General features: G+C 40.4%; 11 protein-coding genes. 3 read left to right on the top strand and 8 right to left on the bottom strand.

Annotation, left to right across the window (positions count from 1 at the left end; all coding sequences use genetic code 11):
• Window positions 1-15: 15 nt before the first annotated feature.
• Window positions 16-1,959 (bottom strand): ATP-dependent DNA helicase, encoded by a 1,944-nt coding sequence (locus G6R09_RS07195; RefSeq protein ID WP_163921441.1) that lies wholly within the window; start codon window positions 1,957-1,959, stop codon window positions 16-18.
• A gap of 206 nt (window positions 1,960-2,165) precedes the next feature.
• Between G6R09_RS07195 and purU the strand changes: the two genes are divergently transcribed.
• Window positions 2,166-2,999 carry a formyltetrahydrofolate deformylase gene (gene purU, locus G6R09_RS07190; RefSeq protein ID WP_065166352.1) on the top strand — a complete coding sequence of 278 codons (834 nt, stop codon included), beginning with the start codon at window positions 2,166-2,168 and terminating at the stop codon, window positions 2,997-2,999.
• A 73-nt stretch (window positions 3,000-3,072) separates the two neighbouring features.
• On the opposite strand, the gene G6R09_RS07185 is transcribed toward purU, so the two are convergent.
• On the bottom strand, window positions 3,073-3,657 hold the full coding sequence (locus G6R09_RS07185; RefSeq protein WP_065166353.1) for a VOC family protein: 585 nt from the start codon (window positions 3,655-3,657) through the stop codon (window positions 3,073-3,075).
• Window positions 3,658-4,068: 411 nt separating this feature from the next.
• On the opposite strand from G6R09_RS07185, the gene argS reads away from it, so the two are divergent.
• Window positions 4,069-5,799: an arginine--tRNA ligase gene (gene argS, locus G6R09_RS07180; RefSeq protein WP_163921439.1), complete on the top strand. Its 1,731-nt coding sequence runs from the start codon at window positions 4,069-4,071 to the stop codon at window positions 5,797-5,799.
• A gap of 97 nt (window positions 5,800-5,896) precedes the next feature.
• Here argS and G6R09_RS07175 read toward each other — a convergent pair whose 3' ends face one another.
• Entirely contained in the window at window positions 5,897-6,502 is a 606-nt protein-coding gene (locus tag G6R09_RS07175) for a DUF924 family protein (RefSeq protein WP_065166355.1), read from the bottom strand.
• A gap of 169 nt (window positions 6,503-6,671) precedes the next feature.
• On the opposite strand from G6R09_RS07175, the gene G6R09_RS07170 reads away from it, so the two are divergent.
• A complete protein-coding gene (locus tag G6R09_RS07170; protein ID WP_163921436.1) occupies window positions 6,672-7,106 on the top strand; it encodes an HIT domain-containing protein in 435 nt (144 codons plus the stop codon).
• A gap of 106 nt (window positions 7,107-7,212) precedes the next feature.
• Here G6R09_RS07170 and G6R09_RS07165 read toward each other — a convergent pair whose 3' ends face one another.
• The 5 genes from G6R09_RS07165 to znuA form a co-directional block, all read right to left on the bottom strand.
• Entirely contained in the window at window positions 7,213-7,455 is a 243-nt protein-coding gene (locus tag G6R09_RS07165; protein WP_065166357.1) for a FeoC-like transcriptional regulator, read from the bottom strand.
• Window positions 7,452-9,737: a Fe(2+) transporter permease subunit FeoB gene (gene feoB / locus G6R09_RS07160; RefSeq protein WP_065177294.1), complete on the bottom strand. Its 2,286-nt coding sequence runs from the start codon at window positions 9,735-9,737 to the stop codon at window positions 7,452-7,454. The genes G6R09_RS07165 and feoB overlap by 4 nt, the downstream gene beginning before the upstream one ends.
• Window positions 9,737-9,964, bottom strand: a complete 228-nt coding sequence (locus tag G6R09_RS07155) for a FeoA family protein (protein ID WP_036795487.1) — start codon at window positions 9,962-9,964, stop codon at window positions 9,737-9,739. The genes feoB and G6R09_RS07155 overlap by 1 nt, the downstream gene beginning before the upstream one ends.
• Before the next feature lie 253 nt (window positions 9,965-10,217).
• Window positions 10,218-11,579, bottom strand: a complete 1,362-nt coding sequence (gene mepM, locus G6R09_RS07150) for a murein DD-endopeptidase MepM (protein WP_163921433.1) — start codon at window positions 11,577-11,579, stop codon at window positions 10,218-10,220.
• A gap of 2 nt (window positions 11,580-11,581) precedes the next feature.
• Complete coding sequence (gene znuA / locus G6R09_RS07145; RefSeq protein ID WP_163921431.1) at window positions 11,582-12,535, bottom strand: zinc ABC transporter substrate-binding protein ZnuA; 954 nt, start codon at window positions 12,533-12,535, stop codon at window positions 11,582-11,584.
• Window positions 12,536-12,598: the final 63 nt, after the last annotated feature.

Raw genomic sequence — 12,598 nt, 5'->3', positions numbered from 1 at the left:
TCAAGCCTCTGAATGTTAGATATCGTCACTTACAGATACTTGAGTATCGGTTAAGCTCGACAAAAATTCGCTAACCCCTGCAACACTACGCGTGCGCGGAATTGGCGGTAAACTTCTCAAAAATACTGCGCCATAAGCTCGAGTAACTATACGATTATCGCAAATTACTAATACCCCTTTATCTTTAGTATCACGAATCAATCGACCCACGCCTTGTTTTAAGGTGATCACTGCATCTGGTACTTGTACCTCAGCAAAAGGATCACCTCCTCGCAAGCGACAATCTTCAATTCGTGCTTTTAATAATGGGTCATCTGGCGCCGTAAACGGTAATTTATCTATGATAACACAGCTAAGGGCTTGGCCTCTAACATCAATGCCTTCCCAAAAAGCCCCTGTTGCGACTAATAATGCGTTACCACGCTCAAGATACTCAGCTAATAACTTTTGTTTACTGGTTTCGCCTTGTGCTAAAACGGGCAGATCAAGTCGAGCTCGAAAGCCTTCTGCAAGATCGCGCACCATCTGATGCGAAGTACACAGGAAGAAACATCGCCCCTCATTGGCAGCAATTATTGGTGCTAGCATCTCAACCAGTTTATCGGCTAAGCCATAGCTATTTGGCTCGGGCAAATGTCGCGGTACACACAATAAAGCTTGAGTGGCGTAATCAAACGGACTTTCTAACGAAAACTGTTGCTTAGGTTGCAGCCCTAAACGGTGGCTAAAGTGGCTAAAATCATCATCAACGGCCAGCGTTGCCGAGGTGAAAATCCAGGCCCCTTTTTGCTCTGCCATGCGTTCACTGAATTTATCAGCAACTGAAAGCGGGGTTATATTTAAACTAAATTGGCGCGGTGTACATTCATACCAATATGAATAGCCAATAATACTGGTATCAACCACCCGTTTTAAACGTGCCTTTAACAACGTTGCCCGCTCAAAGGCCGCATCTAATAACTGGCTACGTCCTAAGGCTAATTTAAGCACATCATAAATTAAATCAAGCGCATCATTTAGGCGCACTAATTCACGTTGTACTGCCGGTGTTTGTGATGCTTCACGCCAGTTACCACGAAACCCTGGATCGCCTAAAATAATCCGCATCTCAAACGCCGCTTGCTGTAACCTTGCAGCTGCTTTTTGCAATTGGCGCATGTCTTTAGCTTCAGTGCGATAACCAATTTCAATATCTTTTGCCAGCTCAATTAATTGGCGACTCGATAAATTTTGACCAAAATATTGGCTCGCAATATCAGGCATTTGATGGGCTTCATCAAAAATAAACACATCAGCTTCAGGAATTAACTCACCAAAACCATTGTCTTTCATTGCTAAGTCAGCCAGAAATAAATGGTGGTTCACCACAACCACATCCGCTTCCATCGCTTTACGGCGTGCTTTAACCACAAAGCAATCATCAAAAGACGGACATTCACGTCCAAGACAATTGTCATTACTTGAGGTGATCATCGGGATAACAGGGCTATCTTCGGCGATATCTTCACATTCACCAAGATCTCCGGTTTTAGATGCTGATGACCACTGCCGAGTCTTAATTAACAAACTTAGCATCACCGGATCAGAATGCTCGCCATGGCTTTCGGTTATTTGACGGCTAAGGCGATCAACACATAAATAGTTTGAACGGCCTTTTAATAACGCCACTCGCCCTGTAAACCCCAATGCACTCGCCATTAATGGCAAATCACGATGAAATAATTGTTCTTGGAGGTTTTTAGAGCCGGTACTAATAATTATTTTCTTACCGCTGACTAATGCAGGAACAAGGTAGGCAAATGTTTTACCAGTGCCAGTACCGGCTTCAACCACTAATTGTGATTGCTGCTTGATAGCATCAGCGACGGCTTTGGCCATATCAATTTGAGATTGTCGAGCTTGAAATCCGGGAATGGCTTTATCTAACGCACCACCAGCGGCAAAAAACTTAGCTATCATTCACTTCGCACTATTGGTTATTTATACAGTATCAATGGCTCTATTATGCCTATTTTATTAGCTCACCACCAGTTATCTAAAATGCTATTTCGCACCAATGCAACAGCACATTCAATAAACTATTTGACCCCAACATAGAATACGCGTAATAGTGATAAATTATGATTTTTAGGCGCTGCACTGCGTTGCCGTCATCAGGAACACATATGGAAAAGAAAACATTATTAACGGAATGCCCTGATAATATGGGCCTTATCGCCAAAATTACTAATATCTGTCATAAACATCAGCTCAACATTATTAATAATAAAGAATACGTTGATAACGCTAAAAACCAGTTTTTTATGCGTACTGATCTTGAAGGCTATTTCAATGATGAAACCTTACTTGCAGATCTTGATCGCGCTTTACCAGCAGGAAGCAAACGCCGCTTAATTAGCTCAGAGCGTAAAAAAATTGTCATTATGGTGACTAAAGAAGCCCATTGCTTAGGGGACATTTTAGTAAAAACCTTTGATGGTTCATTAGATATTGAGATTGCGGCAGTGGTTGGTAACTACGATAAGCTACAAGATTTAACTGAAAAATTTAATGTGCCATTTCACCATGTCTGTCATGAGGGGCTCACACGTGAGCAACATGAAACTCAATTACTGACAGCCATACAGCAATACTCACCTAATTATGTCGTGCTCGCAAAATATATGCGTATTCTTACGCCAAATTTTGTGGCCCAATTCCCACACAAGATCATTAATATTCATCACAGCTTTCTTCCTGCATTTATTGGCGCGAAACCTTATCAACAAGCCTTTGAACGTGGCGTGAAAATTATTGGTGCAACCGCCCACTTTGTCACCAACGATCTCGATGAAGGGCCAATCATTACTCAAAACGTGATTCCTGTTGATCACACATTTAGTGCTGAAGAAATGGCAAAATCTGGACGTGATGTTGAAAAATCAGTACTCAGCAAAGCACTGGGTTTAGTGGTTGATGATCGCGTTTTTGTACATGGCAATCGAACTGTGATCCTTTAAATAAACAATCTAGTCATCAATGCCACCGTTTTATAGCTCGGTGGCATTTTTAAATTTACAGCAACCAACGAGGTTACAACTGCTCACTCGCAATCACTGCCGCTAAAGAATGTGAATGTAATTTGATGCAGATATTATCTTTTTTAAAAGCATAAGTCGGGTTTGGCAAACGTTCATGCTCTCCTGCAGGAGAACTGGCCTTAACCTTAATACCTTTACTCGCTAATTGCTGCCAATCCAATGCAGGAAAAGCAGTATCAATACCCTGTTGCAATTGTTCTATCGACATCGCATTACCTGGAATAACAAACTCAACATGCTCCCACCCTTGCTGGGGATAGACTTTATCACTTGGATAAGGCAACTCTAACGCTTCAATAGTCCAATCCCCGACTTGAAGCGGCTTATCAAAACCAATCACCACAATCGGACGCCCATTAATGATCGTCTTTGACCATTCAGTACCATAAGCTAACCACGCTTGATGCAGCTCCAGTGCAATATCCTGTGAATTAACTCTTAATGCAATATGATCTGCTGAGTATGCTGAAAGCGAAATTCCAATCTCATTAGCTAAATCAATAATGCGATTCATAAACACAGGTAAATCAGCTAACATTTGCTCAGGATGCAAGCCTAATTGTTTCAATTTTTGCATTTTATCTCTCCAACCACGTAACATTTAACAAACAAGCGCATAATTACTCAGACTTTTCGCATTACCAATAGCTAAACTAGCACGAGGTAGCCCTTATCAGTGCTGAATTTGGGCTTTATTTTAGTCTATTTGAAAAACTTTAAAAAAAATTGCTTACAATCTCTTTTTCCAGTTGCCAAAGTACCTAACTATGTGGGTATTATTAGGGTAACGCACGCTGCTTATTCAAGATATTGGTGTTTAAACTAAATTAACACTACCATCAAAAAATACTCACGTAGCTTTGGCCGCTTTTGAGTTAACCAAAAAACACTTTAGCTCCGTGAGTATTTTTGGCGGCATATCTTGCCATACGCAGACGTTTTTGCCACATACATATGATTGGCGTTACAAACGATTAAGGAACAGCGAGTGAATATTCAAGCACTTATTAATGATAAAGTATCACAAGCATTAGAAGCTGCAGGCGCACCTGCCGGTAGTCCAGCAGCAGTTCGTCAGTCAGCAAAAGCACAATTTGGTGATTACCAAGCAAACGGTGTTATGGGCGTTGCTAAAAAATTGGGTATGAATCCACGTGAATTCGCTCAAAAAGTTATCGATTGTCTACAACTAGACGGTATTGCAGAGAAAGTTGAAATTGCAGGCCCTGGTTTTATCAATATCTTCCTTGATAAAGCATGGCTAGCTGCTCGCGGTGAAGAAGCACTAGCAAGCGAACGTCTAGCAGTTGCTACTGATGAAGCACAAACGATTGTTGTTGACTATTCAGCACCTAACGTAGCAAAAGAAATGCACGTTGGTCACTTACGTTCAACAATCATTGGTGATGCCGTTGTACGTACCCTAGAGTTTTTAGGTCACAATGTTATTCGTGCTAACCACCTTGGCGACTGGGGTACCCAATTTGGTATGCTGATCGCGAACATGGAACGTAAAGAAAAAGAAGGTAGCGATGTTTCAATGAACATCAGCGATCTTGAAGGCTTCTACCGTGAATCAAAAGTTCTTTATGATGAAGATGAAGAGTTTGGTGTAACTGCACGTAATTTCGTTGTACGTCTACAAAGTGGCGACGAGTACTGCCTTGAGAAATGGCGTCAACTTGTTGCAATCACACTCAAGCAAAACCAACGCAACTACGATCGTCTAAGCGTATCATTAACTGATGATAACGTAATGGGTGAGTCAATGTATAACGACATGCTTGCTCCTGTTGTTGCAGATCTAAAACAAAAAGGTCTAGCAGTAGAGAGTGATGGCGCAACAGTTGTTTTCCTTGACGAATACAAGAATAAAGATGGCGAGCCAATGGGTGTTATCATCCAAAAGCGTGATGGCGGCTACCTATACACCACGACAGATATTGCTTGTGCTAAATACCGTTACGAGCAACTTCATGCCGATCGTGTACTTTACTTCATTGACTCACGTCAGCACCAGCACCTAATGATGGCTTGGTCTATCGTTCGCAAAGCGGGTTATGTTCCAGAGGAAGTATCTCTAGAGCACCACGCATTTGGTATGATGCTAGGTAAAGATGGTCGTCCATTTAAGACCCGTGCTGGCGGTACTGTACGTCTTGCTGATCTTCTAGATGAAGCAGAAGAGCGTGCAAACAAGCTAATCGAAGAAAAGAACCCAGAACTAAGTGCTGAAGAAAAAGCAAAAATTGCGACAACTGTTGCAATGGCTGCAGTTAAGTACTCTGATCTTTCTAAGCACCGTACCACAGACTACATCTTCGACTGGGATAACATGCTTGCATTTGAAGGTAACACTGCACCATACATGCAGTATGCTTACACTCGTGTAGCGTCTATCTTTAAGCGTGCAAATGTTGAACTAAAAGATCTAACATGCCCTATCGTTATCAATGACGAGAAAGAGCAAGCATTATTGTCTAAGTTACTTCAATTTGAAGAAGCAGTTCAGTCTGTAGCGCGTGAAGGCCAACCACACCTAATGTGTACTTACCTGTTTGAACTTGCAGGTCTGTTCTCTAGCTTCTACGAAGCATGTCCAATTCTTAACGCTGAAGAAACCGTTAAGCAAAGCCGCTTAAAGTTAGCACTACTAACAGCTAACACAATTAAGAAAGGCTTGGATCTACTTGGTATCGAAACACTAGAGCGTATGTAATTAGCGGATAGTGTGATAGCTGTTTATAGTAATAGATAGCTGGATAATAAAAAGCCTTCATTCGTGAAGGCTTTTTTAATGGTACTAACATCACTGATTATTGACCGAAACGTAAGCCACCATCATGTAGCCAAGTTAACTCTTTCTTGGTCGATAATCGCCCTTTGACTGCATTTCGATGTGGAAAGCGGCCAAATTCTTTAATCACTTCAAAATGGCTATTAGCAAAGTCATAAAAACTATCAAACACTGCAATGTTCTCAAGTTGGACATTTTTACGTAATAAATCAAATCGAAATACACTTTCTTCTTGATCTTCTAATTCTTCAGAATGCTCTAAGGGCAAATAAAAGAATACCCGTTCAATAGCTGCAAGTTCGGTGTCTTGATTAAGGGCTAAACCACGTTTACAAATAGCAAGTGCTAGCAAATCATACCTAAAGGCAGCATTAAGTCCGCGATAAATATTACGTGGAAATTGATCCAATAGAATAATTAACGCCAGACGTCCCTGCGCAGTATCACTCCAATGATTAAGCTCCCCATTGCCCGCCATACTTACCCAATGTTGAAACTTAGACGTGATTTCAACATCAACCTCAGCTCCCCCTAAAAACCATAGTGCATTTTTATTTTCACGGGTCACTTCGCCATTTAGCTCACCAAACCAGTAATCAAGAATAAATTGATACTCAGTTACCATTTAAGCCCCCATTAATACACTTTAACTACGTTTTTATAGGATAATCATCATTAATTAAGCGATGATTATGCATACCTTCAAGGATAATACCAATTGCGCTGAATTAAGCTTACTATAATAAATATTGCTCAAGCTTGTGAGCTAGAATGTACTGTTAAGGAATAATTACATGAGTTTCACTCTTCATCCTCGATTAATGGCAGATACAACGGTACTTGGTGATTTACCTTTATCACGCGTATTACTGGTAAAAGAAGCCCTTGGTCCATGGCTTATCTTAGTACCTCGTTATGATTCACTGCGTGAAATCCATCATTTATCAGAGCAAGATCAGCAACAACTTATGCGTGAATCATCAGCAGTGGCGGCTTTATTAGAGCAAGACTATCAAGCTGAAAAAATAAATATTGGTGCACTTGGTAATCTTGTGCCTCAACTTCATATTCACCATATCGCCCGTTTTAGCGATGATATCGCATGGCCCGGACCTGTTTGGGGTAATACCCAAGGTATTCAACGTAGTGAAGAAGTACAGCAAGCGCTTGCTGAAGAATTACGTCAAGAACTCAGTAATATCGCAGGTTTTAGCACCCTCAACGTTTAATCACACTATTAAATTAGCGTAACTGTCACGGTTACGCTGATGATTATTGCTGTAAATATAGCGCTAAAAAAAGCAGCCCGTAGGCTGCTTATTGAAAACACACTATTTAACGCATAACCGTGACTGATAACTCATTCGCGGCTAAGCATCGATACCACACATCTTTAGCTGTCTGACAACATTGGGTACTATCACAGCCTACTAACTCTTTGCCAATAGCGCCTTTTTTTACCCACACCGCAAGCATGGCATCTACACCATCTTCTGACATACCAAAATGGATAGCAAGCTGGTTACGACTCACTCGACCATGATCTGCAATATACTGTTTTAATTGTTGTAAAATCATTCAAGCAATAATCCTTCTAGATGCGACTGCTTTTTACCTTGGCGTTTCATCAACCAGTATATGCCGACATTAATCACAATGAAGAATGCTATCCAGAACGAGCTACTGGCTGGATGTAAAGCAAAGTCTGCAATCTGATAGAACAATGATGCAAATGTATAAGCCAATAACATTGTCCAACCAGCAATAAAGCCAGCAAATTTCTTACCAAACTCACGCACATATGCACCCATAGCCGCCGCACATGGTGTATAAAGTAGAATGAAGATAAGGTACGACATTGCTGCAGCACCGCTTACAAAGCGTGACTGAATATTACCGTAAACAGATTGATCAACACCTTGCTCTTCCGCAACCGCGGTTTTATTTTCAAGATCGCCAACTTCAATACCTAAAGGATCACTGAAGCTTAACGCTGCTAAGTTATCGCCAATAGAAGCAACGGCTTCTTTTAAGCTACTAACAAGATCATATTCTTCGTTACCACCATCAAGAGTGGGTGCGTACAAACTATTTAACGTACCAACAACCGCTTCTTTAGCAAAGATACCAGTAATAATACCCACTGTTGCAGGCCAGTTATCAGCCTTAACACCAATCGGCTCAAGAACAGGTGTCACCACTTGTGCTGCATGTGATAGCACAGATTTTGACGTATCTTCATTACCAAATGAACCATCAGTACCGAGAGAGTTGAAGAAACTTAAAATCGTTACTACAACTACGATCGTTTTACCGGCACCAAACACAAAACGCTTCAATTTCTGCCATGTTTTAATGATCACGTTACGTATTGTTGGTAACTCATAATTTGGCATTTCCATGATAAAACTATCACTTGCACCAGGGTAAAGCGTATTACGCAGAATAAGGCCTGTCATTACTGCGGCAACAATACCTAAAATATACAGAGTGAAAACAACATTCTGACCATTATCAGGAAAGAAAGCGGCTGCAAATAATGCATACACAGGTAAACGCGCACCACATGACATAAACGGTGCCATTGCCGCTGCAAGTTTACGCTCACGCTCTTGTTCTAACGTACGTGTTGCCATGATGGCGGGCACATTACAGCCAAAACCAAGCACCAGTGGAACAAATGCTTTACCCGGTAAACCTACTTTTTGCATCACTTTATCAAGTACAAAAGCGGCACGTGCCATATAACCAGAGCTTTCCAGCACAGCAAGGAACAGATATAAACAGGCAATCACAGGAATAAAGGTCGCAACAGTTTGAATACCACCACCAATACCATTAGCAATAATTGTCACTAACCAAACCGGTAAATGGTTATCTAATAGATAATGTCCGCCATCAACCAATACTGCACCGAAACTAATATCAAAAAAGTCGATAAATGCACTACCAATGTTTATGGCAAACATAAACATTACGTACATTACTAAGAAGAAAAATGGGATACCAATAGCACGGTGTAATAATATGCGGTCAATTTTATCAGTTAGGCTATGGCTTAGACGGCCTTCCTGACGACGTACTTTCTGACATAATTGATGTAAAAACGTATAACGTACATCAGCTACTTGAATATCAGCATCAACTGATTCAAGCATTTGGCTACGAATAGCACATGCTTGTTGTTTATGTTCTTCTGATAACGTGTGGATCACTAAAGTGTCATTTTCTAACACACGAATCGATTGTGCACGCGCATTTAACTTTTCATTTTGAATAAATAATGGCTTTAACTGTTCAACAGCCGCTTCAAAATCATGACCATAATCGAGTGAAAAATCCGAAACAACAATGCCTTGAATCAGCATTTTATGTAGCTTTGATTTAAACTCGCCAATGCGTTCCATATTATTGGCAGACAATGCAACAACTGGACAACCCAAGGCTTTTTCTAATGCTTTAAGATCTAGCACTTGTTGCTGGCGTTTCAATACATCCATCTTATTAAGTACAACCACCATCGGTCGACCTAATTCACGCAGTTGTAACGTCATGTATAAACTGCGTTCAAGTGATGATGCATCAACAACGTTGATAATAACGTCAGCAGGCGTTGTTAAAATTGCGCGTGACGCAATAGCTTCATCAAGGCTGTTAGCATCATTCGCACTATCAAGATTATAAATACCAGGTAGATCTGTCAGAGAAAAATCATCGCCATTATGCTGATACCGACCCGTCTTCTTTTCAACCGTCACACCAGCCCAGTTACCGACCTGCTGTTTTGCTCCCGTTAATCCATTAAATAACGTTGTTTTGCCGCTATTTGGATTACCCACGGTAAGGATGTCATATTGCATTACTTAACCTCAACTTCAATGTCTTCAGCAATTTTTTTGCGCAGTGCAATATCAACACCACGAACTCGAACCTGAAGCGGATCGCCCAGAGGAGCTAAACGAACAACTGTAATTTCTGTGTGTGGTAAAAGACCCATCACCATTAATTTTTTTCGCGTTACAGCTGGCAACGCAGACATATTAATCACTGTACCGCTGTGACCACACGACATATCTGACAGTTTCATAACTAAACGTCTACCTTAATAAGAATTATTTTCATTACGATATGGCGAAGTTTACACTTTGATACGAAATTAGTCTTGTCTTAAATCAATTATTCTATGACTGATTTAAAACAATAGTTTTCAATTATTGATTATCAATATTTAATATAAACAACCAATAAAATGACATTGTTTCTTTTTTTGTCGCTCTTTTTTAAACACAAAAAAAAGCGTACTTTTCAGTACGCTTTAAGAACAAATAGTTATGTTTAGTTTAACTCGACATCTGCGCGGTTAATTGTTTTTTGTATGCTTTAACATTACGCATAAATTGCGTTCGAGTGCTGCCTCTTAACGGTTCAGCTTGTGGCAAGGGTACTTTCATTGCATTAACCGGTCGCCCGTTCTTTATTAGCTCAAAATGTAAATGAGGGCCTGTTGAACGTCCCGTATTACCACTTTTTGCAATACGTTGCCCCATTTTGACTCTATCGCCTACTTTGACTTGGCGTTTGCTCAGATGTAAATAACGCGTCATGTATTCGCGACCATGTTTGATCACAATATAATTACCCGCTAGTGGATGATAACGAGACTTAACCACCACTCCATCACCAGCAGCCAGAATAGTCGTACCAACAGGTACCGCAAAATCAGTACCATTGTGTGGCGAACGACGTTTGGTAATTGGATGCAAACGATTTGGATTAAATGACGAACTGATTCGATATGACTTCAGTGTTGGTATACGTTTAAAGCCGCGGTTTAAACTGCGTCCATCTTGATCATAAAATTGGTCATCTGCGCCACGAGCGATAAAGATAGAATGTCCTCGACGTTGGCTTTTATAGTAAAAGGCATTCATTTTACCTTTGCCAACCGCTTTACCATCAATAAATTCACGATCTAACACCATCCCAAACGAATCCCCTTTTTGAGCATCACGGCCAAGGTTCATCTTCCATTGCAATGCTTTAACCACATTACCGATTTGCGTTGGTGTTAATCCAGCATCACGTGCTGAATTATAGAAACTACCTGATACTTGCCCTGTGAGTACGACTGGTTTAATAACGCCTTTCTGTACCACTTCTTTATAGCTGTAGCCTTTTTTACCAAGCGTATAAGTATCGGTTACTTTTTTACTACGAATAATACTCAGTGATGTCAACTTACCATCGGCATCAACTTCCCATTCTAATGTTTGACCAACCCGTAACTGTTGTACTGATTTATTAGCATCAATTAAACGGTACATATCTGAAATAGGTAAACCATATTGAGAAAATATCACCCCGAGAGTTTCACCAGATGTGACACGATGCTTAGATTCAGTTTCAGCATGGGCCTGTACTAATTGCCGTTCAATTTCATCTTTTGGTGCTTGGAATTCAGGATCATTTTGATCTAAAGACACACCCATAGGTTCACTATCAGGCTCTGAAACCTCTGAGGGAGTGATATTAATCGGCACTGCAATCGGCGCAGGTTTTTTAAAGGAGGGAATATGTATTGTATGTTTCGATGGCTGCCATGCAATAGCAGCCATCATTAAAACTGTGGTTGAGAATAACGCTATTTTATGTTGCAGCGGTAACATCTTCAATGATGTCACCGCAGCGATATAATATTTCATGATTAATTAAGACACTTACTAAATCGTTGTCCAAGTTCATTAAGAAAACGGACATATCCTCCCTTGCCCTCAACGATATCAGTTGCCATTGGGTCAAGAGTCCCTATTTTAACATTCGTTCCTTTGGTCACAGATTTCACAACAGCAGGTGAAAACTGTGGTTCACTAAAGACACATTGTGCCTCATTATTCGTTAACGCCTGACGAATAGATAACAGTGTTTTTGCACCCGGACGACGATCCGGTTCAACCGTAAAATGGCCAAGATTATCAAGCTTAAACTGTTGTTCAAAATAGCCATAGCCATCATGGAAAACGTAATAACCTTTATTATTTAAAGGCTGTAATTGTTTATTCAGCTTAATAACCGCTTGTTGAACTTCTGTAGTGAATGTAGAAAGATTAGCTGTATATGTATTTTTATGCAACGGGTCATACTTGATCAATGCCTTAGTTATGACATTTGCTGCTTGTACTGCTTGATCTGGTCCCAACCATAAGTGAGGATCGATACCATTATGTTCGTGATGATGACCTTGATGTTCAGTTTCTGTGCCATGACTGTCATGCTCATGCTCATGCTCATGCTCATGCTCAGCATGTGATTCATCTTCTTCTGCATAATAGCGGAAATTAATTCCTTGCTGTTTACTTAACGCAATATTTTCAGGTTTTGAATCCATAGTTTTTGTTAAAAAGGATTCTAGTTCTGGGCCGATCCATACAACCAAGTCGGCCTGCTTTAATTTTTTTACATCTGAAGGACGTAAAGCATAATCATGGGGTGATGATCCTGCTGGAATAACAAATTCACTGGTTGCAGCGCCTTGAGTTAATTCACTAACAATCAAATTCAATGGTTTAACCGTTGTAACCACGTTAAAAGTATCATCAGCAAACGCTGAACCTGAAAGAACAACAGCAGTAGCGCAACATAAAGAAGTTAGACGGTGCATGATTTTTCCATAAAATGTAAACGGTAAAAAAATTATTGATTATCAGCAAAGAAATTTTTCTCA

This window comes from Photobacterium sp. Alg240-V54 (genome assembly GCF_900537155.1).
In the GTDB taxonomy this organism is placed as follows: domain Bacteria; phylum Pseudomonadota; class Gammaproteobacteria; order Enterobacterales; family Vibrionaceae; genus Photobacterium.
The sequence above is the reverse complement of the archived record's forward strand: the minus strand, read 5'-3'. Positions and strand labels throughout refer to the sequence as shown.

What these genes read in the sequence shown, in the direction of transcription:
- feoB (WP_065177294.1), bottom strand. Translation starts at nt 9,737, where the DNA reads ATGCAATATGACATCCTTACCGTGGGTAATCCAAATAGCGGCAAAACA.
- G6R09_RS07155 (WP_036795487.1), bottom strand. Translation starts at nt 9,964, where the DNA reads ATGAAACTGTCAGATATGTCGTGTGGTCACAGCGGTACAGTGATTAAT.
- G6R09_RS07175 (WP_065166355.1), bottom strand. Translation starts at nt 6,502, where the DNA reads ATGGTAACTGAGTATCAATTTATTCTTGATTACTGGTTTGGTGAGCTA.
- purU (WP_065166352.1), top strand. Translation starts at nt 2,166, where the DNA reads ATGGAAAAGAAAACATTATTAACGGAATGCCCTGATAATATGGGCCTT.
- znuA (WP_163921431.1), bottom strand. Translation starts at nt 12,535, where the DNA reads ATGCACCGTCTAACTTCTTTATGTTGCGCTACTGCTGTTGTTCTTTCA.
- G6R09_RS07165 (WP_065166357.1), bottom strand. Translation starts at nt 7,455, where the DNA reads ATGATTTTACAACAATTAAAACAGTATATTGCAGATCATGGTCGAGTG.
- G6R09_RS07195 (WP_163921441.1), bottom strand. Translation starts at nt 1,959, where the DNA reads ATGATAGCTAAGTTTTTTGCCGCTGGTGGTGCGTTAGATAAAGCCATT.
- G6R09_RS07170 (WP_163921436.1), top strand. Translation starts at nt 6,672, where the DNA reads ATGAGTTTCACTCTTCATCCTCGATTAATGGCAGATACAACGGTACTT.
- G6R09_RS07185 (WP_065166353.1), bottom strand. Translation starts at nt 3,657, where the DNA reads ATGCAAAAATTGAAACAATTAGGCTTGCATCCTGAGCAAATGTTAGCT.
- mepM (WP_163921433.1), bottom strand. Translation starts at nt 11,579, where the DNA reads ATGAAATATTATATCGCTGCGGTGACATCATTGAAGATGTTACCGCTG.